The following is a 21,834-nucleotide window of genomic DNA, read 5'->3' as shown; positions in this document are numbered from 1 at the left end:
TAGGCCCTGTGGGACTCGAACCCACAACCAATGGATTAAAAGTCCACTGCTCTGCCAATTGAGCTAAGGGCCCAGGCGGTGTTGCCTCCCCGAGCATAGCCGGACGAGGCCGTGTCGCCGATCGGGTATCGGGGACGCGGCCGCGTCGCGGGGACGGAACGGCCGAAACCGGGCGTCAGGGGTCCGCCGGTTCCGGGGCGGGCGGGCGGGACAGGGCGCGGGCGTGGTCGAGGTTGAGGAACCAGTGGCGGGCCGAGGCCAGCCACCAGGTCGCGGCGAAGCCCAGGACGACCAGGACGGCGACCGGGGCGTAGTTGAAGGTCTCCCAGGTGACCGGGGAGACCTGGGGCAGCATGAAGAGGATCGTGATCACGCCGACCCACCCCACCGCGACGATCCCGATCGGCTGCGACCAGCGGCCCAGGTGCCACGGCCCCCGCTCGAACGCGGCACCCTTGCGGACCCGCAGCAGGGTCGGGACGACGTACGCGATGTAGAGGCCGATCACCGCGATCGAGGTCACGGCCGCGTACGCGGTCTCGTTGAGCAGATAGGGCAGGCCGAGGACGAGCGCGCCCGCCGCCGCCAGCCAGACCGCCGCCACCGGGGTGCGGGTGCGCGGGCTCACGCTGTGCCAGACGCGCGAGAACGGCAGCGCGCCGTCGCGCGAGAAGGCGTAGATCATGCGGCTGTTGGCGGTCACGGAGGCCATCCCGCAGAACAGCTGCGCGCCGATCACCACGAGCAGGAGCAGCTTGCCGGCGGTCGCGCCGAGCGCGTCCAGCAGGATCTGGGCGGGCGGTGCCCCCGTCGGCGACGCCAGGGCCTTGTCGTACGACTGGATCGCGAAGGTGAAGCCGAGCAGGAGGACGAAACCGGCCACCCAGGACGTCCAGATGGAGCGGACGATGCCCTTGGGGCCCGCCGTCGACGCGTCGTGCGTCTCCTCCGTCATATGGGCGGAGGCGTCGTAGCCGGTGAAGGTGTACTGCGCCATCAGCAGGCCGATCAGCACCACGTACACGCCGCTGCCCCAGCCCGTGTTGTTCACGAACTCGGTGAACACGAAGGACGCCGACCGGTGGCGGTCCGGCACGAAGGCCAGCGCGCCGACAATCAGGGCGACGCCCAGCACGTGCCACCACACGCTGACGCTGTTCAGGAAGGCGACGATACGGACGCCGAAGGTGTTCAGCAGGCCGTGCAGCAGCAGGATCGCCGCGAACAGCAGGATGGTCCGGCCCGGGGTCACCTCGAAGCCGAACTGGAGATTGAGGTAGGCGCCGAGGAAGGACGCGGCCCCGAAGTCGATGCCCGCCGTGACCGCGACCTGGCCGAGCACGTTGAACCAGCCCGTGAACCAGGCCCAGGCGGCGGCCGAACGCGGCGGGGCCAGGCGGTGGGCCCAGAAGTACAGGCCCGCCGAGGTCGGGTACGCCGAGCAGATCTCGGCCATCGACAGGCCCACGAACAGCGTCATCAGACCGACCGCCACCCAGCCCCAGACGATCACCGCCGGGCCGCCGGTGTTCATCCCGAAGAGGTAGAGGGTCAGACAGCCGGACAGGACCGAGATGATCGTGAAGGAGACGGCGTAGTTGGAGAACGCCGACATCCGGCGGGCGAGGACCTGGGTGTAGCCGAGCTGGGCAAGCCGTTCCTCGTCCGACGGCCCGCGTGCAATCGCGTCATCTGTCATGTCCCCAGCAATTCCCTGGACGGGGGTATGACATGCGTCACACGGTGACCGGAAAGCGACGGTCCCGGGCCCAGGGCTCAGAAGAGCCCCTTGTAAACCTTCCAGCCCGTCGCGATGCGCACCCGCGAGGCGAACGACCCCTTGCCCGTGCCGGCCTGCCGGTACAGATTGCCCGCCGTGTCCCGCACGACCAGGTCGTTCTTGCCGTCACCGGTGATGTCCCCGACCCCGACGACCGCGTTGTACGAGGCCCCCCAGCCCGAGAAGACCTTCACCCGCGCCTTCACCCGGCCGCCGCCGGTGCCGTCGTACCGCCACAGCGTCCCGGCCTTGTCCAGCGCCAGCACATCCCCGAAACCGTCACCGTTCAGATCACCGGCGCCGACGATCTTCCGGTACGCCGACCAGGTGCCGATCTTCACGCCCTTCTTCAGCTTCCCGGCACCATCGTCAGCGAACAGATAGACGTCCCCGGTCGACGCCTTCCGCGCCAGCAGATCGGTACGGCCGTCACCGGTCAGATCACCCGGCGTGGTGAGGACGTTGTACGCGTTCCAGCCCTTGCCCAGAGAAGTGTGGCTGTTCGACGGCGTGTACGCCGCACCGCACCGGCCCTGATAGCGCCGCAGCTCGCCGTTCGGCATACGGACCAGCAACTCGGCGCAGCGGTCCGTGCCCATGTCCCCGAACGGCACCGCCACCGTCCCCGCGGGCCAGCCGGAACCGCTCGCCTTGAAGTCGAACGTGCCCTTGCCCTTGGTGAAGTGCAGGGTCAGCGCGCCCGAGGAGCTGAGCGTGACCAGTTCGCCGTAGCTGTAGTACCCCTGATCGTGGAAGCCCTGAAGGCCGCCGTTGTATCCCAGCGGACCACCCGGGGTGTACCTGCCGCCGCCCTCCTCGGCGGCGGCCGTCAGGCTCCAGGTCTTGGGGCCGTTCGCGAGATAGGCACCCGAGTCCGACTTCAGGTCCCAGTCGATCTCGACGTGCGCGCCCCGGCCCGTGATGGTGCGCTCGGCGCGTCCCCGGGCGTCCTTCACGGTGAAGGTCCACCGCGCCGGCTTGTTCAACTGCCAGACGCTGCCCCAGCGCTCGCCGCCGTTCCGGCCCTTCGCGTCCACCGAGTCGCCGTCCACGTCCGACTCGATCTTCGCCAGGGACTGCGTCGGCACACCGCTCCGCACGATCCGGATCGCCTTGTCCGGTCCGACGTACGCGATGTCACCGCCGAACTTGTCCACCGTCCAGGTCAGCCGCCGCTGGTCGGCGGTGTTCCCGGCCGGCAGATCAGCGACCGCGCGCGGGGCGGCGGCCGTACCGGTGTGGAAGTCCGTCAGCATCAGGGCGCCGGCCGCCCGGTCGTGCCGGACGAGGTAGCCGTCGCCGACCAGCACCGGACCGGCCGGAACCGTGATCTTCTTCTTCGCCGTACGGTCGTACACGCCCGCGGCGCCCGTCGGCCCGCAGTTCCAGTAGATCCAACGGCCGACGACCTGGAGCTCCTTGACCTTGCAGGGGGCGCCCGTGGACACGGTCGCCACGGTCTTCCGCTTCTCCAGGTCGTACGCCGTGACCACCCCGTTGCCCGTGCCCGGCGTCCACAGGTTCGCACCCCACACGGAGGCGGCCGTGACGGACCTGGTCACTCGCACGTCGTCGGTGCGGTAGCGCTGCACCGCGTCGACGTACTGCTTGCCGGTCGAGGACGCCTGGTACACGTAGTAGCGGCCGGTGGCGTCGACGAAGCGGCCCCCGGTGACCACAGGCTCGTCCGCGCCGTTCCGCACGGCGTAACCGCGGGTCGTCGTGGCCAGCACCGTCGAACCGTCGGCCGAGAGCTGCCGGCCGACCACCCACTAAGCGCTCCGCTGGGACCGCCGCGATATGCCGTCGGTCGGCTGCGGCACCATCGTGGCTGGTCGCGCAGTTCCCCGCGCCCCTTCAGGGCGCTGTTGCCGGAAGGGCCCGTACGACCGGAGTCGTACGGGCCCTTCCTCGTCTCACTCGGCGTCAGCCGTTGCGCTTCCAGCGCGGCTTGTCCTCGCGGCGCCCGAAGGAACCGGAGGAGCCGCGGTGGTCGTCGCGACGGCCGTACGGACGGTCGTGGCTGCCGGCACGGAAGCCCGGCCGGTCACCCTGACGGTCCCGGTTGAACGGACGGTCGCTGCCACGGTGGCCACCCCGGTCGTCCCGGCGGAAGCCGCCCCGGTCGTCACGCCGCTCGAAGGAACGCCCACCCCGGTCACGATCGCGGTCGCGATCCCGGTCACGGTCGAAGGAACGGTCACGGTCGGACGGACGACGGTCATCGCGACGGAAGCCGCCCCGATCGTCACGCCGCTCGAAGGAACGGCCACCCCGGTCGTCCCGGCGGAAACCGCCCCGGTCGTCACGCCGCTCGAAGGAACGCCCACCCCGGTCACGATCCCGGTCACGGTCACGGTCACGGTCACGGTCACGGTCACGGTCACGATCGCGATCGAAGGAACGGTCACGGTCGGACGGACGACGGTCATCGCGACGGAAACCGCCCCGATCGTCACGCCGCTCAAAACCACGGTCCCGGTCACGGTCGAAGGAACGCTCACGGTCACGATCCCGGTCCCGGCTGAAACCGCCGCGCTCACCGCGCTCCGGCCGCTCGACATCCTCGGCCGTCGCCTGCTCCGGCACGGACACCCCGGCCGCCGCCTCGGCCACCGACGCCTGAGCCTCCGCCACCGCGGCCGCCGGATCCTCGCCACGCTCACGAGCGACCCTCGCGACCAGCCGGTCGGCCTCCTCGCGCAGCTCGGCAGCGCGGCGCTGAGCGCGCTCCAACTGCTTGCTGAGCTGAGCGACCTCACGCTCGGCCTGCTGGGCCGCATTGCCCGCCGACTCGGCCTGGACCTCGGTCATGGAACGGGCGCCGGTGATCTCGGCGACCTCCGGATCGAAGGCACCGGCACCCTGGATGATGTGACGCGCGGCATCGACACCCGCGTCCTCCATCAGGCGGAAGATCTGACGCCGCTGGTGCGGCAGCGAAAGAGAGACGACCGTGCCGGTACGGCCCGCACGGGCGGTACGGCCGGCCCGGTGCAGATAGTCCTTGTGGTCACCCGCCGGATCGACGTTCAGCACCAGGTCGATGCCGTCCACATGGATACCGCGGGCGGCGACATCCGTGGCGACCAGGACATTGACGTACCCGTCCTTGAAGTCGGCCAGCGTCCGGGTGCGGGCGCCCTGGGTCATGCCGCCGTGCAGCGCGTCGGCCTTCACACCCGCGTCGCGCAGCTGCTCGGCGACACGGTCGGCGCCCAGCTGAGTGCGGACGAAGATGATGGTGCGGCCCTTGCGGGAGGCGATGGCCGCGGTGACCGGCGCCTTGTCCTTGGGCTTCACGATCAGGATGTGATGGGACATCGTCGTGACCGCGCCCTGCGCCGCGTCCACCTCGTGCGAGACGGGCGAGGACAGATAGCGGTCGACGAGAGTCTGGATCTCGTTCTCCATGGTCGCGGAGAACAGCATCCGCTGGCCGCCCGCCGGGATCTGGTCGAGCAGCTCGGTCACCTCGGGCAGGAAGCCCAGGTCGGACATCTGGTCGGCCTCGTCCAGGACGGCGATCTGCACATCGTCCAGGGAACACGCGCCGCGGTTGATGATGTCGCGCAGCCGGCCCGGGGTGGCGACGAGAACGTCGACGCCCCGCTCCAGGGCGTAGATCTGGTTGCCCATGGACGTACCGCCACAGACGACCTTCATCTTCAGGCCGAGGACGTCACCGTACGGCTGGAGCGCGTCGGCGACCTGCATGGCCAGCTCACGGGTCGGGGTGAGGATCACGGCCCGCGGGCGCTTCTTCGCGGTGTGGCCGCCCGCCAGCGTGGCCAGCGTGGGCAGACCGAAGGAGAGGGTCTTGCCGGAGCCGGTGCGGCCACGGCCGAGGATGTCCTTGCCGACCAGGGCGTCCGGAATGGTCGCGGCCTGGATCGGGAACGGGACGGTCACACCGTTCTGCGCGAGCTTGCGCACGACACCCTCGGGCAGCCCGAGGTCGGCAAAGGTGATCTGGGGAGTGTCAGCGGTCTCGGCGACCTCGGCGGTCTCATCGGCCTCGGTCACCACGTCGGTCTGGGCGACCTCGGTGCGCTCAGGGTCTTCGATGTGCTCGGACACGACGACATGATCAGTACTGGACACGGACATGCGAATGCGAAACCTTCCGGAGTCTCGTCGGCACGCGCCCGTCAACTCCGTGATTCGCAGAACGACCGCCTCAATGCAGTCAGCCACGGCAAAGGAGAGAACGCGCCACACGGCGCGCTCTGCAGTGGCGCCGGGCAAATGGGATCAAACGATCTACCACCATACGCACCCACCACCCCCCAAGGCAAACCGAGCCCCGATCCCCGGGAGAGCAGGCTTCCCGGCTACACCGGAGCACCCGCCGCCGGAGCCGGCTCCCGCTGCACCAACTGCGGACCCGGCTCCTCATGCGCCGACGAGGACGGCTCCGCAGTCGGCGGCGGAGGCGGCGAGACCGGCGGCTCGGGAGGCGGCGGCGTCGGCGTCGGCTCATCCGTATGCGGATCAGGCTGCTGCTCCCCCGTCGGCACCGGATCACGCGGCCGCTCACTCCGCCCGGGCCCGGCCGGCGCCGCGGACGCACTGCCCCGACCCGACGGCGTGGCCGACGCGGACGCCGACTCCCCGGACCGCTCCTTCCCGTCGCCCCCACGCTCACCGTCACCACCCACCGCGCCCCCGTACCCGGCACCGGCGCCGGACACCGCCGAACCACCGACGGGCGCCTTCCCGCCCTGCTGCCCGCCGGACTGCGACGGCCCGGCCCGGCCGGCGTCCGCGCCGACACTCACACAGCCGGCGGCAGCGGCGACGACCAGAACCGCGGCGGCGAGACGGACGGATACGTACAAGGGGCGCACGGGAGCCACCTCCGAGGGCGGGCGGGCGGGCGGGCGAAGAAGTCAACCTGCCCAACTCCCGCCGCCCACAAGAGGACACGCGTCCGCCCACTCAGCCGTAGCCCAGCGCATGCAGACGGGCGTCATCGATCCCGAAATGGTGGGCGATTTCATGCACCACCGTCACCTCGGTCTCCGCCACGACCTCCTCCCGCGACTCACACATCCGCAGCGTCGGCCCCCGATAGATCGTGATCCGGTCCGGCAGCACACCGGCATACCACTCACCGCGATCCGTCAGCGGAGTCCCCTCATACAGCCCGAGCAACTCGGGATCATCGGCCGGCGGCTCGTCCTCGACGAACACCGCCACGTTGTCCATCAGCCGCGTCAGCTCCGGCGGAATCCGGTCGAGCGCCTCAGCGACCAGTTCCTCGAACTCCTCGCGCGTCATCTCCAGCACACGGCCATTGTCCGGTACGGGACGGCCGCAGGAGAGCCGCGGACCGCCGCATATCCACTCCCGCACCTGGGCATACGCGACCAATGGTCCGCGTTCGCGTCTCCATGCCGAAACGTCTCGTCCCTCTGCCGCACCGCCGCGCCCCCCTACCGAAACCCACCGCCGCCCAACCCGCCCTCGAACTCACCCCCCGCCCACACCCCTGGGCCCGCACCCTCGGCCTGACAGCAGTCGTCCTCGTCGGCGCCTGGCTGGGACTACTGATCGTCGGCAACGTACGGGCACCCATCGGCCCCATGAACACGACCATGACCCTGCGCCCCTCACTCACCGGCGGCACAAAGATCAACGTCTCCCCGCTGGGCGCACTGACCCTCGACAGCCACATCGCACCCGTCCGCCTCGACGTGAACATCGACCAACTCGACCCGCTGCGCTCCCAAGCCCTGGTCGACCACCCCGAACGGCTCTCCAGCCTCCAGGACGAAGTCACCCGCGACGTCGCACACGGCACACTCGACCTCGCCGTCCGCTCCGGCGTCGCCGTCGTCACCGGCGCCACCGCGCTCGGCCTCGCCGTCTACCGCCGCCCCCGCCGCGCCCTCACCGCAGGCGGCCTGGCCCTCGCCCTCCTCACCGCCTCGGGCGCCACCGCGTACGCCACCTGGAACCCCACGTCCGTCCTGGAACCCAAGTTCTCCGGCCTGCTCTCCTCCGCACCCTCCGTCGTCGGCAACGCCCGCAGCATCGTCACCGAATTCGACGTCTACCAGAAGGAATTGGCCCGCCTGGTGACCAACGTGACCAAGCTGTACGACGTCACCTCCACACTCCCCGCCTACCAGCCGGACCCCACCACCATCCGAGTCCTGCACGTCTCCGACATCCACCTCAACCCGGCCAGCTGGAAGATCATCGCCTCACTGGTGGAGCAGTACGAAGTGAACGTGATCGTCGACTCCGGCGACACCATGGACCACGGCACAGCCGCCGAGAACGGCTTCCTGGACCCCATCGCCAACCTCGGCGTGCCCTACGTCTGGGTCCGCGGCAACCACGACTCCCGCCAGACCCAGCGCTACCTGGAACGCATGAAGAACGTGCACGTCCTCGACGACGGCCGGGCACAGACCCTGGCCGGTCTGCGCTTCGCCGGCATCGGCGACCCACAGTTCACCCCCGACCGCTCGACCGCACCCGGCGGTGACCGGGCCGAACAACTCGCCGGGGACCGGCTGGCCACGGCGCTGCGCGACCAGCGGGCAGCCGGCACACCGGTGGACGTGGCCATCGCCCATGAGCCCTCCGCGGCCCGGGAGACCGACGGCGAGGTGCCCCTCGTCCTCGCCGGCCATCTGCACCACGAACAGACAGAGGTCATGAAGTACGGCACCCGGCTGCGCGTCGAAGGGTCGACCGGCGGCAGCGGTCTGCGCGCCGTGGAGGGCCGCCACCCGGACCCGATCGAGGCCTCGATCCTCTACTTCGACCGGGACAGCCGGCGCCTCCAGGCCTGGGACGAGATCAAACTGGGCGGGCTGGGGCTGACGACCGCCGAGGTCAGCCGCCACCTCCCGGAGGAGAACCTGCCCGGCGCGAACCCGACCCCCACGGCGCCCGGTACACCCTCCCGGACCCCCGCTCCCTCCGGCTCGTAAACCGTTTTGGCGATACTCCCCGCCATCCCATATGCTTCTCACGTCCCCGACGCGCTGAGAAGCGCCAGGCGGGCCGATAGCCCTCATCGTCTAGCGGCCTAGGACGCCGCCCTTTCAAGGCGGTAGCACGGGTTCGAATCCCGTTGGGGGCACGCAACACTGTGTGCGACACTGTCGCACACAACGCAAGGTCCTGTGGAGCAGTTTGGAGTGCTCGCCACCCTGTCAAGGTGGAGGCCGCGGGTTCAAATCCCGTCAGGACCGCAAAGACCTTACAAAAGGTCTTGACGGCTGGGTAGCTCAGTTGGTACGAGCGATCGCCTGAAAAGCGATAGGTCGCCGGTTCGACCCCGGCCCCAGCCACAGCAGAGGCCCCGATCTTCGGATCGGGGCCTTGTCGTGTACCCGGTGGTGCACGTTCAGCTGAGTACGAGCGTCCGCGTCCACTACCCGAGAGCAGCCTCTCCGGCTCGCAGCTCGCCCCCGTCGATGGCTTCGGGGGCGTTCCTGGGCGGTTCAAATCCGTTAGCCATGGATTTCTCCGGGATGAGATCCTGGACCGCGTATGTCTACGCATCCTGCCCCCGGGGCACACACGCTCGGGGGCCTCGCCCCCCGCCTGACCGAGTTGTCGTTGCGTGATGCGCATCGGCTCGGACGCAGGCTCGAAGGTGCGCGCAAGATCCGTAAGCCGGAGGCGCGTGCCGCTGTTCTTGCCGAGATCGAGGCCGAGGTCGTGTCGGCCGAGGCGCGCATGGCCGGTCGGCGGTCGCGTGTGCCGGTGGTCGGCTATCCCGAGCAGTTGCCGGTCAGCCAGAAGAAGGACGAGATCGCGGCGGCCATCCGTGATCATCAGGTCGTGATCGTCGCCGGTGAGACGGGTTCCGGCAAGACGACGCAGATCCCGAAGATCTGTCTGGAGCTGGGCCGTGGTGTGCGCGGGATGATCGGGCACACTCAGCCTCGTCGGATCGCTGCTCGTACGGTCGCCGAGCGGGTGGCGGAGGAGCTGAGGTCGCCGCTCGGTGAGTCGGTGGGCTGGAAGGTGCGTTTCACCGATCAGGTCGATCCGGACGGTACGTTCATCAAGCTGATGACGGACGGCATCCTGCTCGCCGAGATCCAGACCGACCGCGAGTTGCGGGCCTACGACACGATCATCATCGATGAGGCGCACGAGCGGTCTCTGAACATCGATTTCCTGCTCGGGTATCTGGCTCAGCTGTTGCCGAGGCGGCCGGATCTGAAGGTCGTCATCACCTCGGCGACCATCGACCCGGAGCGGTTCTCCCGGCATTTCGGTGATGCGCCGATCGTGGAGGTCAGCGGGCGGACGTATCCGGTGGAGGTGCGGTACCGGCCGCTGCTGGAGGAGGACGGCGAGGACACCGACCGGGATCAGATCACGGCGATCACGGACGCGGTTGAGGAGCTGATGGCGGAGGGCCGTGGCGATGTCCTCGTCTTTCTCTCCGGCGAGCGGGAGATCCGGGACACCGCGGACGCGCTGGAGAAGAAGAAGTACCGGTTCACGGAGATCCTGCCGCTGTACGCGCGGCTGTCGCACGCGGAGCAGCATCGGGTCTTCCAGCCGCACTCGGGCCGCCGGATCGTGCTGGCGACGAATGTGGCGGAGACGTCCCTCACTGTGCCGGGTATCAAGTACGTCATTGATCCTGGTTTCGCCCGTATCTCCCGTTACAGTCACCGTACGAAGGTGCAGCGGCTGCCGATCGAGGCGGTCTCGCAGGCGAGTGCGAACCAGCGCAAGGGCCGTTGTGGTCGTACGTCCGACGGCATCTGTATCCGGTTGTACTCCGAGGACGATTTCAATGCCCGGCCGGAGTTCACCGATGCCGAGATTCTGCGTACCAACCTGGCTTCGGTGATCCTGCAGATGACTGCGGCGGGTCTCGGGGACATCGAGAAGTTCCCGTTCATCGATCCGCCGGATCATCGCAATATCCGTGATGGTGTGCAGTTGCTCGAGGAGCTGGGTGCGCTCGACCCGGCGCAGAAGGATCCGCGTAGGCGGCTGACGCAGGCGGGCCGGAAGCTGGCTCAGTTGCCTGTCGACCCGCGGTTGGCGCGTATGGTCCTGGAGGCCGACCGCAACGGCTGTGTGCGTGAGGTCATGGTCGTGGCGGCCGCGCTGTCCATTCAGGATCCGCGGGAGCGTCCGGCGGACAAGCAGGCTCAGGCCGATCAGCTGCATGCCCGGTTCAAGGACGAGACGAGTGATTTCCTCGCTTTTCTGAATCTGTGGCGTTACGTGCGTGAGCAGCAGAAGGAGCGGGGTTCGTCGTCGTTCCGCCGGATGTGCAAGCAGGAGTTCCTGAATTTTCTGCGTATCCGTGAGTGGCAGGACATCTATACGCAGTTGCGCACTGTCGCCAAGCAGATGGGTATCCATCTGAACGAGGAGGATGCGCCCGCGGACCGTATTCATGTCTCGTTGCTGGCCGGTCTGTTGTCGCATGTCGGCATGAAGGATGTGAAGAGCGCCGGCGGGGAGAGCGGGAAGGGCGGCGCGAAGAACGAGTATCTGGGTGCCCGGAACGCGAAGTTCGCGATCTTCCCGGGGTCGGCGTTGTTCCGGAAGCCGCCGCGGTTCGTGATGTCGGCGGAGCTGGTGGAGACGAGCCGGCTCTGGGCGCGGGTCAACGCCAGGATCGAACCGGAGTGGGTCGAGCCGCTGGCCGGTCATCTGGTGAAGCGGACGTACAGCGAGCCGCATTGGGAGAAGGATCAGGCGGCGGTGGTGGCGTACGAGAAGGTGACGTTGTACGGCGTCCCGATCGTCGCCGACCGTAAGGTCAACTACGGCCGGATCGATCCGGAGGTGAGCCGCGAGCTGTTCATCCGGAATGCGCTGGTCGAGGGTGACTGGCGTACGCCTCACAAGTTCTTCGCGGACAACCGCAGGCTGCTCAGCGAGGTCGAGGAGCTGGAGCATCGGGCGCGGCGCCGGGACATCGTCGTGGATGACGACACGTTGTTCGACTTCTATGACCAGCGGGTGCCGGAGCATGTGGTGTCCGGGGCGCATTTCGATTCCTGGTGGAAGCGGCAGCGGCAGGAGCAGCCGGAGTTCCTGGACTTCGAGCGGGAGATGCTGATCCGTGAGTCGGCGGAGGCGGTCACCAAGGCGGATTATCCCGATGCCTGGCGTCAGGGGCCGCTCACGTTCCGGGTGACGTATCAGTTCGAGCCGGGTGCGGATGCGGACGGTGTGACCGTGCACATCCCATTGCAGGTGCTCAATCAGGTCACGGCGGAGGGTTTCGACTGGCAGATCCCGGGGCTGCGTGAGGAGGTGGTGACGGAGCTGATCCGTTCGCTGCCGAAGCCGATCCGGCGGAACTATGTGCCCGCGCCGAATTATGCGCGGGCGTTCCTGGAGCGGGCTGTGCCTCTGCAGGAGCCGCTGGCGGTCACGATGGCGCGTGAGCTGAAGCGGATGGTGGGGGTGCCGTTCGAGGCGGACGACTTTGACTGGTCGAAGGTCCCCGACCATCTGAAGGTCACGTTCCGGATCGTTGACGAGCGGCGCCGCAAGCTCGCCGAGGACAAGGATCTGGAGGCGTTGCGGCTGCGGTTGAGGCCGCGGGCCAGGAAGGCGCTGTCGCAGGCCGCGGCGGCGACGGCGGTGCGGACCGGCGGTGAGTCGCTGGAGCGTTCGGGGTTGGCCGACTGGACGATAGGGGCGCTCACCCGGGTCTTCGAGACGCGTCGGGCCGGCCAGCCGGTGAAGGCGTATCCGGCGCTGGTGGACGACGGGGACACGGTGTCGGTGCGGCTCTTCGACACGGAGGCGGAGCAGGCCGAGGCGATGTGGCGGGGCACGCGGCGGCTGATCTTGCGCAATATTCCGGTCAGTCCCGCGAAATTCGCGAGCGATCGCCTGACGAACGCCCAGAAGCTCGCGCTGTCGGCGAATCCGCATGGTTCCGTGCAGGCGTTGTTCGACGACTGTGCGATGGCGGCGGCGGACCGGCTGATCGCCGATTTCGGTGGTCCGGCGTGGGACGAGGAGTCGTACCGGAAGCTGTACGACAAGGTGCGCGCGGAGATCGTCGACATGACGGTGCGGACGGTCGGTCAGGTGCAGCAGGTGCTGGCTGCCTGGCAGTCGTGTGAGCGCCGGCTGAAGGCTGTGCGCAGCCCGGCGCTGCTGCCGAATCTGGCGGACGTCAGGGCCCAGTTGGACGCTCTGGTGAAGCCGGGCTTCGTGACGTGGGCGGGGGTGCGGCGGCTGCCGGACCTGATGCGCTACCTGGTGGCGGCCGACCGGCGGCTCCAGCAGATGGCGACGGGTGTCCAGCGGGACACCACGCGCATGGAGAAGGTGCACGAGATGCAGGACGAGTACGCGTGGCTGCTGGAGCAGTTCCCGCAGGGCCGTCCGGTGCCGGCTGTGGTTCTGGACATCCGGTGGATGATCGAGGAGCTTCGGGTGAGCTATTTCGCGCATGCGCTCGGCACGGCGTATCCGGTCTCGGACAAGCGGATCGTGAAGGCGATCGACGCCGCGGTTCCGTGATCGCGTCGGTACGCTGGGTGAGTTCGACCGGGGGGCGCACCCTCCTGTACAGTCTCTTCTCGCAGCGCACCGCACGAATGGCGCCGCTGCACAAGGTCCTGTGGAGCAGTTTGGAGTGCTCGCCACCCTGTCAAGGTGGAGGCCGCGGGTTCAAATCCCGTCAGGACCGCAGTGCACAAGGGTTCGCTTCCCGCAAGGGGGCGGGCCCTTTTTGTGCTTCCGTGCGCGGCTGGACGGGGCGGGGGCGCCCTTGACGGCGTCACTTTCCGCCGGTACCCAGGGAGCAGGGCTCGTCCTCCTGTGCGGGCCTGTGGAGGTGGCGTATGGCCGCAGTGGCGAGGCACGAGACGCGGGCGCTTCTCAGGGCGCATCTGTCGGCGGCTTCGTCCTACCGGCATCTGACCCGCCATTGCGCGGTGTGCCACCGTCTGCTGCGTCTGGCGATGGATTCCGCTCCGCGGGCCGCCGAGGCTCCCGAGGGCGCCGCCGAGGACGAGAGCCCTCTCCCGGCGTGATCGTCGCGGCCTCAACACCCTTGCCACGGTGGGCTGCTGGGCCGTGGGCCGGTTCGGGCGCGAGTGGCGGGCGGTCTTCTCTAGCGCATCGTGACCGGTGGCGACAAGTGTCCAGACGTGTGACGGGTGTCACCGCAAGAGTTCCTGAAACGGTGCCGTTTACACCCGACCTACAACTGGTCAATTTAATATGTGCAATTGCACCCCTCTCTGGGGTCATCCACAGCGGATCCGACACCCCTCCCCAGACTCCGACAAGCCCGCTCACAGGTTCCTCGTCGCCCCGGCCGCCGGCGCACAAAAAAGATCGCGCTGGACCCGGCGGAGTCCAGCGCGATCGACGACGCACCCTGTGTCGCTGCCTAGAACGTTCTGATCGGCTTGGGCGTGGGCCCTGTTGGGGCAGGTCCCGCGTCGCTTGGAGCTAGGGTTCCGGGCGCCTCGACCGATTGGGGGAACCAGCCGTATTGCCCGGTTATGAAGTTGTTCAGGCCTCGCTGCGCTGCTGCGGGATGCCCGCGAGCAGTGCGCGGACCTCGGCCTCGCGGTAGCGGCGGTGCCCGCCGAGCGTACGGATCGACGTGAGCTTTCCGGCCTTCGCCCACCGCGTGACCGTCTTCGGGTCAACGCGGAACATCGTGGCGACCTCAGCCGGGGTCAGCAGCGGCTCGGCATCAGGGGTGCGAGCGGTCATGAGCGGCCTCCTCGGGAGAACCGAACCTTCTCGGTTCTTTCCTCTAAATTCTGCACCTTGACCCGCGTTGCCCGAAATGGCGGACGCGAGTCGAGTCGGTTATAGGACGAACGGCTTGTCCTCGGCACTACAACTACACCATCCGTCCAGCCGCGTCGGCCAAACCGATGGAATTGCCCTCCCAGGTGTTCATCACCGACGGAAGCCGATGGACCGTGCCATAGCGGACAGTCACGCCAGTGTGACGATCAGTCACACTGGCGTCGAGGAGTCACCAGACCCCCCCCTAAAGCGCGCAATGCTGAGTCCTTCCCGGACTCCTTGTCCTATTTTGGCATGAGGAGGGGCAAGAGACGCAAGGGCCAGGTAAAGTGCGGTCCATCACGCTTGACGCAAAAGCCCGGATCGGGGCCAACATCCCGTCACGCCGGGAAGCGTCCTCGACCGTACGCGGTCCCTGCCGCCACGGCCGTGACCTACATCACCTCTGACATCATGTCAGTTTGCCGAGCGAAGATCCCGGACCGTCCGCCAGCGCTCCACGAGCCGGCCGTACGCCTCCCCCGCGGCGGCCCCGTCGCCCCGGCGCAGCGCGTCGATGCCCTCGGCCACGTCGGCCGCCGAGTGGTCACCCGCCAGCTCGCCCGCCGGCACCGCGTGCACCAGACCGCCGTAGTCCAGTTCCACCAGCGAGCGCGGGTGGAACTCCTCCAGCCAGCGCCCGACGTCCACCACGCCGTCGATCAGCGGGCCCTCCTCGATCGCGTCCTTGAGCGTGCGCAGCGCCCGTGCGACCCGGCGCCGCGCCTGCACCATCGGCGTGCGGTAGCGCAGCAGCGGCGCCTTCTCGTCGGCTCCCTCGGTGTACTCCCGCTCCTCGTCGGAGACCAGCACGAACCAGCTCAGCGGCACCTGCCAGGTGGCCGTGCGGATCCAGGGGCGGGCGTCGGGGTTACGGGTGAGCCAGCGCTCGTAGTCCTGGGTCGCCTGGCGGCGCACGAGCGGGGGCAGGACCGCGTCCAGGACCGGCGGCGGCAGTTCCTCGGCCAGCTCACCGAGGGCCTGCCAGCCGCGCAGCCGGGTGCGCCAGGGGCAGACGCAGACCACCCCGTCGACGTCCAGCACGAAGGCGTCGCCGCTCTCGTGCACCGGCACCGGCATCGGCGGGGTGGGCAGCAGATCGGCCAGGGAGCGGCGGAGCTCGTCCTGGTAGGAAGGACGGTCGGGGCGGCGGGCGTAGCGCGCCCAGTGGCCGCGCTCCGGCTCCGGGAAGGCGGCCAGCGGTTCGTACACACGCAGGTACGTCGCGTAGGGGACGATCACCGAGGACACCTTGGGCACGCCTGCTCCCTCCCCATCGGACCCGGCTCGAAACGCGTGCGGGACCCGCACTCGGACCCGTCCGAGCGGCTCTCGGACGTAGGGAAACCCCTGGAAATCCTGCCATGGCCACGGGCGGGCGGACGACGCGTCAAGGTGATCCTGAACACTGTGCGGTCGGCGGGCGGCCCAGGCTCTACGCTCGTGCCACGGCATCCCGCCACCTGCACGGGAGACCCGTCTCCACTCGCCGCTACTTACCCGGGAGTCACCACAGTGACCGACGTGACCAACGGCGTCCTGCACACCCTGTTCCACTCGGACCAGGGGGGACATGAGCAAGTCGTGCTCTGCCAGGACCGCGCCAGCGGCCTCAAGGCCGTCATCGCCATCCACTCCACCGCCCTGGGCCCCGCGCTCGGCGGGACCCGCTTCTATCCGTACGCGACCGAGGCGGAGGCCGTCGCCGACGCCCTCAACCTCGCCCGCGGGATGTCGTACAAGAACGCCATGGCCGGCCTCGACCACGGCGGCGGGAAGGCCGTGATCATCGGCGACCCGGAGCGGGACAAGTCCGAGCAGCTGCTGCTCGCCTACGGGCGGTTCGTGGCCTCGCTCGGCGGGCGGTACGTCACCGCGTGCGATGTCGGCACCTACGTCGCCGACATGGACGTCGTGGCGCGCGAGTGCCGCTGGGCCACCGGCCGTTCCCCCGAGAACGGCGGCGCGGGCGACTCCTCCGTCCTCACCGCCTTCGGTGTCTACCAGGGCATGCGCGCCTCGGCCCAGCATCTGTGGGGCGACCCGTCGCTGCGCGGGCGCCGGGTCGGCGTCGCCGGGGTCGGCAAGGTCGGCCGGCACCTGGTGCGGCATCTGCGGGACGAGGGCGCCGAGGTCGTGATCACGGACGTGCGCGAGGAGGCCGTGCGGCGCATCCTGGAGCAGCATCCCGAGGGCGTGACCGCGGTGGCCGACACCGACGCGCTGATCCGGGCCGAGGGGCTCGACGTCTATGCCCCGTGCGCGCTCGGCGGCGCCCTCAGCGACCACAGCGTGCCCGTGCTCACCGCCAAGGTGGTGTGCGGCGCCGCCAACAACCAGCTCGCCCACCCGGGCGTGGAGAAGGACCTCGCCGACCGCGGGATCCTCTACGCGCCGGACTACGTGGTGAACGCCGGCGGGGTCATCCAGGTCGCCGACGAGCTGCACGGGTTCGACTTCGACCGGTGCAAGGCGAAGGCGGCGAAGATCTTCGACACCACGCTGGCCATATTCGCACGTGCGAAGGAGGACGGGATTCCGCCGGCTGCCGCGGCCGACCGGATCGCCGAGCAGCGGATGGCGGAGGCCCGCACCGCGCGCTGAGCGCTCCGCTGGAGATGCCGCGAGGTGCCGTCGGTCGTCCGCGGCACCATCGTGGCTGGTCGCGCAGTTCCCCGCGCCCCTTCAGGGCGCTGCCGAACCGCAGCGGACTTCACCGGACCTGCTGAGCGCACCCGGCCGGACCCGATCGCACGTTTGACCGGTACCCGCCGGCGGCAAGTTGGAGAGAACTCTCACTTCAACCGGCGGGTCGCCCCCGGATAAGTGGTTAAAATCGCCACTGACCAGCGAGGACGGGGCGCCTCGACGGTCCTGCGCACACGCGCTTCCTGCGGGCGACGTACCGTATGGGCGCGGGCTCAGGTACCGTGGAAGCCCTACGGACCGGCCTCTCCACGGAGAGTCCGTTCCGGATCATGAACGCGTGTCAGACTCTGGGGCCGTCGAGCCCCGTCGTTGAGGGGGTCGAGCCATGGGGCGCGGCCGGGCCAAGGCCAAGCAGACGAAGGTCGCCCGCCAGCTGAAGTACAACAGCGGTGGGACGGACCTCTCACGCCTGGCCGAGGAGCTGGGCGCATCGACGTCGAACCAGTCGCCGAACGGCGACCGCTTCGAGGACGATGAGCATGACGACGACCTGTATTCACGGTACGCCGACCTCTATGAGGACGACGACGAGGAGGACGAGGACGGTCAGTCCTCGCAACACCGTCGCGGCGCGTGACGTCGGCAGCGGCTCAGCCGCTCCTTCCCGGTCCGGGGCCCTTGGCACCGGACCGGGTTTCTTGCTGTCCGCACGGGCCTCCGGCCCCGGACCGCCCGGCCGGGTCTACGCGTAGTCACCCACCAGTTGCGCGCCCGTGGTGTGCTCACCCCGGTCGGTGATCTCGCCCGCCACCCAGGCCTCGACCCCGCGGTCGGCCAGCGTCGCCAGGGCCACGTCCGTCGACTCCTGCGGCACGATCGCGATCATGCCGACGCCCATGTTGAGGGTCTTCTCCAGCTCCAGCCGCTCGACGTCGCCGGTCCTGCCGACCAGGTCGAAGACCGGGCCCGGAGTCCAGGTGGCGCGGTCGACGACCGCGTGCAGCCCGTCCGGGATCACGCGTGCGAGGTTGGCGGCGAGCCCGCCGCCGGTCACATGGCTGAAGGCGTGCACCTCGGCGGTGCGGGTCAGGGCCAGGCAGTCCAGGGAGTAGATCTTCGTCGGCTCCAGCAGCTCCTCGCCGAGGGTGCGGCCGAACTCCTCGATCCGGGCGTCCAGGGACAGCCCGGCCTGGTTCAGCAGCACATGACGGACCAGGGAGTACCCGTTCGAGTGAAGACCGGAGGACGCAATGGCGATCACCGTGTCACCCGTACGGATAAGATCCGCGCCGAGCAGCCGGTCGGCCTCCACGACGCCCGTGCCGGCGCCGGCGACGTCGAAGTCGTCCTCGCCCAGCAGGCCCGGGTGTTCGGCCGTCTCGCCGCCGACCAGGGCGCAGCCGGCCAGCACACAGCCCTCCGCGATGCCCTTCACGAGGGCCGCCACCCGCTCCGGGTGCACCTTGCCGACGCAGATGTAGTCGGTCATGAACAGCGGCTCGGCGCCGCACACCACAATGTCGTCCATGACCATCGCGACCAGGTCGTGGCCGATGGTGTCGTACACACCGAGCCGGCGGGCGATGTCGACCTTCGTGCCGACGCCGTCGGTGGCGGAGGCCAGCAGCGGGCGCTCGTACCCCTTGAGCGCGGAGGCGTCGAAGAGGCCGGCGAAGCCGCCGAGGCCGCCGAGGACCTCGGGACGCCGGGTCTTCTTCACCCACTCCTTCATCAGCTCGACGGCGCGGTCGCCCGCTTCGATGTCGACGCCCGCGGCTGCGTAGCTGGCACCAGTGGTCTCAGGCATGACTGTGACTTTCGTGTCGTACGGCAGGTGTTACGGGCGACGGATCGCGTCGACTGCGGCCGGGGCGGCCGTGCCGGCCGCCAGCTCGGTCTCCAGGAGCTGCTTGCCGAGCAGCTCGGGGTCCGGGAGTTCCATCGGGTACTCGCCGTCGAAGCAGGCGCGGCACAGGTTCGGCTTGGCGATGGTGGTCGCCTCGATCATGCCGTCGATGGAGATGTAGGCCAGGGAGTCGGCGCCCAGCGAGGTGCCGATCTCGTCGATGGACATGCCGTTGGCGATCAGCTCCGCGCGAGTGGCGAAGTCGATACCGAAGAAGCAGGGCCACTTCACGGGGGGCGAGGAGATCCGGATGTGGACCTCGGCCGCGCCCGCCTCGCGGAGCATGCGGACCAGGGCGCGCTGGGTGTTGCCGCGCACGATGGAGTCGTCGACGACGACCAGGCGCTTGCCCCTGATGACTTCCTTGAGCGGGTTCAGCTTCAGGCGGATGCCGATCTGGCGGATGGTCTGCGAGGGCTGGATGAAGGTCCGGCCGACGTAGGCGTTCTTGACGAGGCCGGCGCCGAACGGGATCCCGCTGGCCTCCGCGTAGCCGATGGCGGCCGGGGTGCCGGACTCCGGGGTCGCTATGACCAGGTCGGCGTCGACCGGCGCCTCCTTGGCGAGGCGGCGGCCCATCTCGACGCGGGAGAGGTACACGTTCCGGCCGGCGATGTCGGTGTCCGGGCGGGCCAGATACACATACTCGAAGACACAGCCCTTGGGCTTCGCTTCCGCGAATCGCGATGTACGCAGGCCGTTCTCGTCGATGGCCACGAACTCGCCGGGCTCTATCTCACGGACGAAGCTGGCGCCCGTGATGTCGAGGGCGGCGGTCTCCGAGGCGACGACCCAGCCGCGTTCCAGGCGGCCCAGCACCAGCGGGCGGATGCCCTGCGGGTCGCGGGCGGCGTACAGGGTGTGCTCGTCCATGAAGACGAGCGAGAAGGCGCCCTTGACCTTGGGAAGGACCGTATGCGCGGCCTCCTCGATGGTCAGCGGCTTGCCGTCCTCGTCGGCCTGCGCGGCGAGGAGGGCCGTGAGCAGGTCGGTGTCGTTGGTGGCCGCGACCCGGGTCGAGCGGCCGTTGGTGTCCTTCGGCAGGTCGGCGACCATCTCGGCGAGCTGCGCCGTGTTGACCAGGTTGCCGTTGTGGCCGAGCGCGATCGAGCCGTGCGCCGTGGCACGGAACGTCGGCTGGGCGTTCTCCCACACGGAGGCGCCGGTGGTCGAGTAGCGGGCGTGTCCGACCGCGATATGACCCTGGAGCGAACCGAGCGAGGTCTCGTCGAAGACCTGGGAGACCAGTCCCATGTCCTTGAAGACGAGGATCTGGGAGCCGTTGCTGACCGCGATTCCCGCGGATTCCTGACCCCGGTGCTGGAGGGCGTAGAGCCCGAAGTACGTGAGCTTTGCGACCTCTTCGCCCGGCGCCCAGACCCCGAAGACGCCACACGCGTCCTGAGGGCCTTTCTCGCCGGGGAGCAGATCGTGATTGAGTCGACCGTCACCACGTGGCACGGCACCGAGTGTAGGCGAGATCGACCACTGGTCCGAATTGGCTAATGCCCCGAAGATGCGTGTTCGTCATCCACCGCCGTTCCGCCACCGCGGTCACGGTCTCGCTGTTTTCGCTGGTCAGCGCGAGGTTGCGGTGATCCAGGCGGTGGCCGACCCGGGTCGCCGAAGAGGCGCAGCAGGCTCTTTTCCGCGGGTATGAGTGAGGCGTCGCACATCATTCGGGTGGTGGCGGGAGTGCCCAGAGTGATATGGGCGTCGCGGACGGTGGTCTTCGGGGTCGCCGTCGTCCGTTCGCGCTACGACATCAGCGGCAGCAGCCCGCCGAGGTCCGCGCGCTCGCCGCTCGCGCTGACCTTCGCGTCCGCCACGGCGTCCGCCCAGGCCAGCCGCCCCGTGGCGAGCCGGATCCAGGTCAGCGGGTCGGTCTCGACAACGTTGGGCGGAGTGCCACGGGTGTGCCGGGTGCCCTCGACGCACTGCACGACGGCGTACGGCGGAACGCGCACCTCGGTGGAGCCGCCGGGCGCCTTCACCGCGAGGGCGTCGGCGAGGAGGCGGGTCGCCGCGGCGAGGGCCTGCCGGTCGTGGGGCACCTCCAGGCCGGGCACGGCGGCGTTCAGGTCGTCGGTGTGGACGACGAGTTCGACGGCCCGGGTGACGAGGTAGTCGGCGAGCGGCAGGGCGCCGGCGTTGGTCTCCAGGATCCGGCTGCCGGGGTGCGCGTCGAGCCGGGCGACGAGGTCGCGCTCGACGTCCGCGAGGTAGGCGTCGAGATCGGGGTGGCGCTCGACGAGGCCGCGGGTGAACTCCGCGATGGCGGCGGAGTTGGCGGCCGTCGCGAACGGCCAGTCGAGCAGCACGGTGTCCTGCCGGGCCGGCTCCGGTCGGTCGAGGGAGCGGCCGATCGCCGTGACCGCCATCCCGATGTGCGCGACGAGTTCGCGTACGGTCCAGTCGCCGAGCCTCGTGGGAAGCGCGAGCTGTCCGGGGGTGAGGGTGCGGACGGCTTCCCGTACGGCGCCCAGCTGGGCGAGGACCGCCGTGCGGGTGCGGGCGGGGTTGTAGGTCCGTGTACGCATCGCTCCGCTGGGTTGGCCGGGGGTTGGAGGGGGGTGCGTTTGGAAGGGTGGGGTTGGTTGTGGCTGGGGTGCGCCTACGAGGGATTGGGGTCAGTGGGTGGGCGGGTGCGGGTTTGTTGTGGCTGGTTGCGCAGTTCCCCGCGCCCCTGTGAGGAACGGTCGTCGGGGCGGGTGCG

At 69.2% G+C, this 21,834-nt stretch carries 15 protein-coding genes and 5 tRNA genes; 9 read left to right on the top strand and 11 right to left on the bottom strand.

Annotation, left to right across the window (positions count from 1 at the left end):
• The 5 genes from CTZ28_RS43235 to CTZ28_RS43210 all read right to left on the bottom strand — a co-directional run bounded on the left by CTZ28_RS43235 (position 1) and on the right by CTZ28_RS43210 (position 7,072).
• A tRNA-Lys gene (locus CTZ28_RS43235) sits at positions 1-73 on the bottom strand.
• Positions 74-175: 102 nt separating this feature from the next.
• Positions 176-1,699 carry an amino acid permease gene (locus tag CTZ28_RS43230; RefSeq protein ID WP_121895246.1) on the bottom strand — a complete coding sequence of 508 codons (1,524 nt, stop codon included), beginning with the start codon at positions 1,697-1,699 and terminating at the stop codon, positions 176-178.
• Positions 1,700-1,776: 77 nt separating this feature from the next.
• Positions 1,777-3,549: an FG-GAP repeat domain-containing protein gene (locus CTZ28_RS43225; RefSeq protein ID WP_121895245.1), complete on the bottom strand. Its 1,773-nt coding sequence runs from the start codon at positions 3,547-3,549 to the stop codon at positions 1,777-1,779.
• A 157-nt stretch (positions 3,550-3,706) separates the two neighbouring features.
• Complete coding sequence (locus tag CTZ28_RS43220) at positions 3,707-5,890, bottom strand: DEAD/DEAH box helicase (protein WP_121895244.1); 2,184 nt, start codon at positions 5,888-5,890, stop codon at positions 3,707-3,709.
• 831 nt (positions 5,891-6,721) lie between these two features.
• Positions 6,722-7,072 carry a metallopeptidase family protein gene (locus tag CTZ28_RS43210; protein WP_067022470.1) on the bottom strand — a complete coding sequence of 117 codons (351 nt, stop codon included), beginning with the start codon at positions 7,070-7,072 and terminating at the stop codon, positions 6,722-6,724.
• 104 nt (positions 7,073-7,176) lie between these two features.
• On the opposite strand from CTZ28_RS43210, the gene CTZ28_RS43205 reads away from it, so the two are divergent.
• The 7 genes from CTZ28_RS43205 (at position 7,177) to CTZ28_RS43175 (ending at position 13,788) form a co-directional block, all read left to right on the top strand.
• Entirely contained in the window at positions 7,177-8,730 is a 1,554-nt protein-coding gene (locus CTZ28_RS43205) for a metallophosphoesterase (RefSeq protein WP_259472074.1), read from the top strand.
• A 79-nt stretch (positions 8,731-8,809) separates the two neighbouring features.
• Positions 8,810-8,882, top strand: a tRNA-Glu gene (locus CTZ28_RS43200).
• A 37-nt stretch (positions 8,883-8,919) separates the two neighbouring features.
• Positions 8,920-8,994, top strand: a tRNA-Asp gene (locus CTZ28_RS43195).
• 25 nt (positions 8,995-9,019) lie between these two features.
• Positions 9,020-9,093: transfer RNA gene (locus CTZ28_RS43190), tRNA-Phe, on the top strand.
• 202 nt (positions 9,094-9,295) lie between these two features.
• Complete coding sequence (gene hrpA / locus CTZ28_RS43185; RefSeq protein WP_121895241.1) at positions 9,296-13,273, top strand: ATP-dependent RNA helicase HrpA; 3,978 nt, start codon at positions 9,296-9,298, stop codon at positions 13,271-13,273.
• Positions 13,274-13,367: 94 nt separating this feature from the next.
• A tRNA-Asp gene (locus tag CTZ28_RS43180) sits at positions 13,368-13,442 on the top strand.
• Between the two features lie 154 nt (positions 13,443-13,596).
• On the top strand, positions 13,597-13,788 hold the full coding sequence (locus CTZ28_RS43175) for a DUF6274 family protein (protein ID WP_121895240.1): 192 nt from the start codon (positions 13,597-13,599) through the stop codon (positions 13,786-13,788).
• A 487-nt stretch (positions 13,789-14,275) separates the two neighbouring features.
• Here the strand turns inward: CTZ28_RS43175 and bldC are convergent, their stop codons facing one another.
• Both bldC and CTZ28_RS43165 read right to left on the bottom strand, forming a co-directional pair.
• Positions 14,276-14,482 carry a developmental transcriptional regulator BldC gene (gene bldC, locus CTZ28_RS43170; protein WP_003949541.1) on the bottom strand — a complete coding sequence of 69 codons (207 nt, stop codon included), beginning with the start codon at positions 14,480-14,482 and terminating at the stop codon, positions 14,276-14,278.
• Positions 14,483-14,980: 498 nt separating this feature from the next.
• Positions 14,981-15,823: a DUF8083 family protein gene (locus CTZ28_RS43165; protein ID WP_121895239.1), complete on the bottom strand. Its 843-nt coding sequence runs from the start codon at positions 15,821-15,823 to the stop codon at positions 14,981-14,983.
• 255 nt (positions 15,824-16,078) lie between these two features.
• Here CTZ28_RS43165 and CTZ28_RS43160 point away from each other — a divergent pair, with 255 nt between their 5' ends.
• Positions 16,079-17,167 (top strand): Leu/Phe/Val dehydrogenase, encoded by a 1,089-nt coding sequence (locus CTZ28_RS43160; RefSeq protein WP_121895238.1) that lies wholly within the window; start codon positions 16,079-16,081, stop codon positions 17,165-17,167.
• 430 nt (positions 17,168-17,597) lie between these two features.
• Complete coding sequence (locus tag CTZ28_RS43155) at positions 17,598-17,849, top strand: DUF3073 domain-containing protein (RefSeq protein ID WP_121895237.1); 252 nt, start codon at positions 17,598-17,600, stop codon at positions 17,847-17,849.
• Between the two features lie 105 nt (positions 17,850-17,954).
• Here the strand turns inward: CTZ28_RS43155 and purM are convergent, their stop codons facing one another.
• The 4 genes from purM to CTZ28_RS43135 form a co-directional block, all read right to left on the bottom strand.
• Positions 17,955-19,019, bottom strand: a complete 1,065-nt coding sequence (gene purM / locus CTZ28_RS43150; RefSeq protein WP_121895236.1) for a phosphoribosylformylglycinamidine cyclo-ligase — start codon at positions 19,017-19,019, stop codon at positions 17,955-17,957.
• A gap of 30 nt (positions 19,020-19,049) precedes the next feature.
• Positions 19,050-20,579, bottom strand: coding sequence for an amidophosphoribosyltransferase (purF, locus tag CTZ28_RS43145; protein WP_121895235.1), 1,530 nt, complete (start codon positions 20,577-20,579; stop codon positions 19,050-19,052).
• Between the two features lie 41 nt (positions 20,580-20,620).
• On the bottom strand, positions 20,621-20,797 hold the full coding sequence (locus CTZ28_RS50075; RefSeq protein WP_259472073.1) for a hypothetical protein: 177 nt from the start codon (positions 20,795-20,797) through the stop codon (positions 20,621-20,623).
• Positions 20,798-20,875: 78 nt separating this feature from the next.
• A complete protein-coding gene (locus CTZ28_RS43135; protein WP_121895234.1) occupies positions 20,876-21,658 on the bottom strand; it encodes a maleylpyruvate isomerase family mycothiol-dependent enzyme in 783 nt (260 codons plus the stop codon).
• Between the last annotated feature and the right edge of the window lie 176 nt (positions 21,659-21,834).

Source organism: Streptomyces shenzhenensis (assembly GCF_003688995.1).
GTDB classification, from domain to species: Bacteria; Actinomycetota; Actinomycetes; order Streptomycetales; family Streptomycetaceae; genus Streptomyces; species Streptomyces shenzhenensis_A.
Note: the sequence above shows the minus strand (reverse complement) of the source record. Positions and strands in the feature narration are given on the sequence as shown.

Coding starts and splice junctions, on each gene's coding strand:
- CTZ28_RS43230 (WP_121895246.1), bottom strand. CDS start 1,699: ATGACAGATGACGCGATTGCACGCGGGCCGTCGGACGAGGAACGGCTT.
- CTZ28_RS43220 (WP_121895244.1), bottom strand. CDS start 5,890: ATGTCCGTGTCCAGTACTGATCATGTCGTCGTGTCCGAGCACATCGAA.
- CTZ28_RS43205 (WP_259472074.1), top strand. CDS start 7,177: ATGCCGAAACGTCTCGTCCCTCTGCCGCACCGCCGCGCCCCCCTACCG.
- hrpA (WP_121895241.1), top strand. CDS start 9,296: ATGTCTACGCATCCTGCCCCCGGGGCACACACGCTCGGGGGCCTCGCC.
- CTZ28_RS43175 (WP_121895240.1), top strand. CDS start 13,597: ATGGCCGCAGTGGCGAGGCACGAGACGCGGGCGCTTCTCAGGGCGCAT.
- bldC (WP_003949541.1), bottom strand. CDS start 14,482: ATGACCGCTCGCACCCCTGATGCCGAGCCGCTGCTGACCCCGGCTGAG.
- CTZ28_RS43155 (WP_121895237.1), top strand. CDS start 17,598: ATGGGGCGCGGCCGGGCCAAGGCCAAGCAGACGAAGGTCGCCCGCCAG.
- purM (WP_121895236.1), bottom strand. CDS start 19,019: ATGCCTGAGACCACTGGTGCCAGCTACGCAGCCGCGGGCGTCGACATC.
- CTZ28_RS50075 (WP_259472073.1), bottom strand. CDS start 20,797: ATGATGTGCGACGCCTCACTCATACCCGCGGAAAAGAGCCTGCTGCGC.
- CTZ28_RS43135 (WP_121895234.1), bottom strand. CDS start 21,658: ATGCGTACACGGACCTACAACCCCGCCCGCACCCGCACGGCGGTCCTC.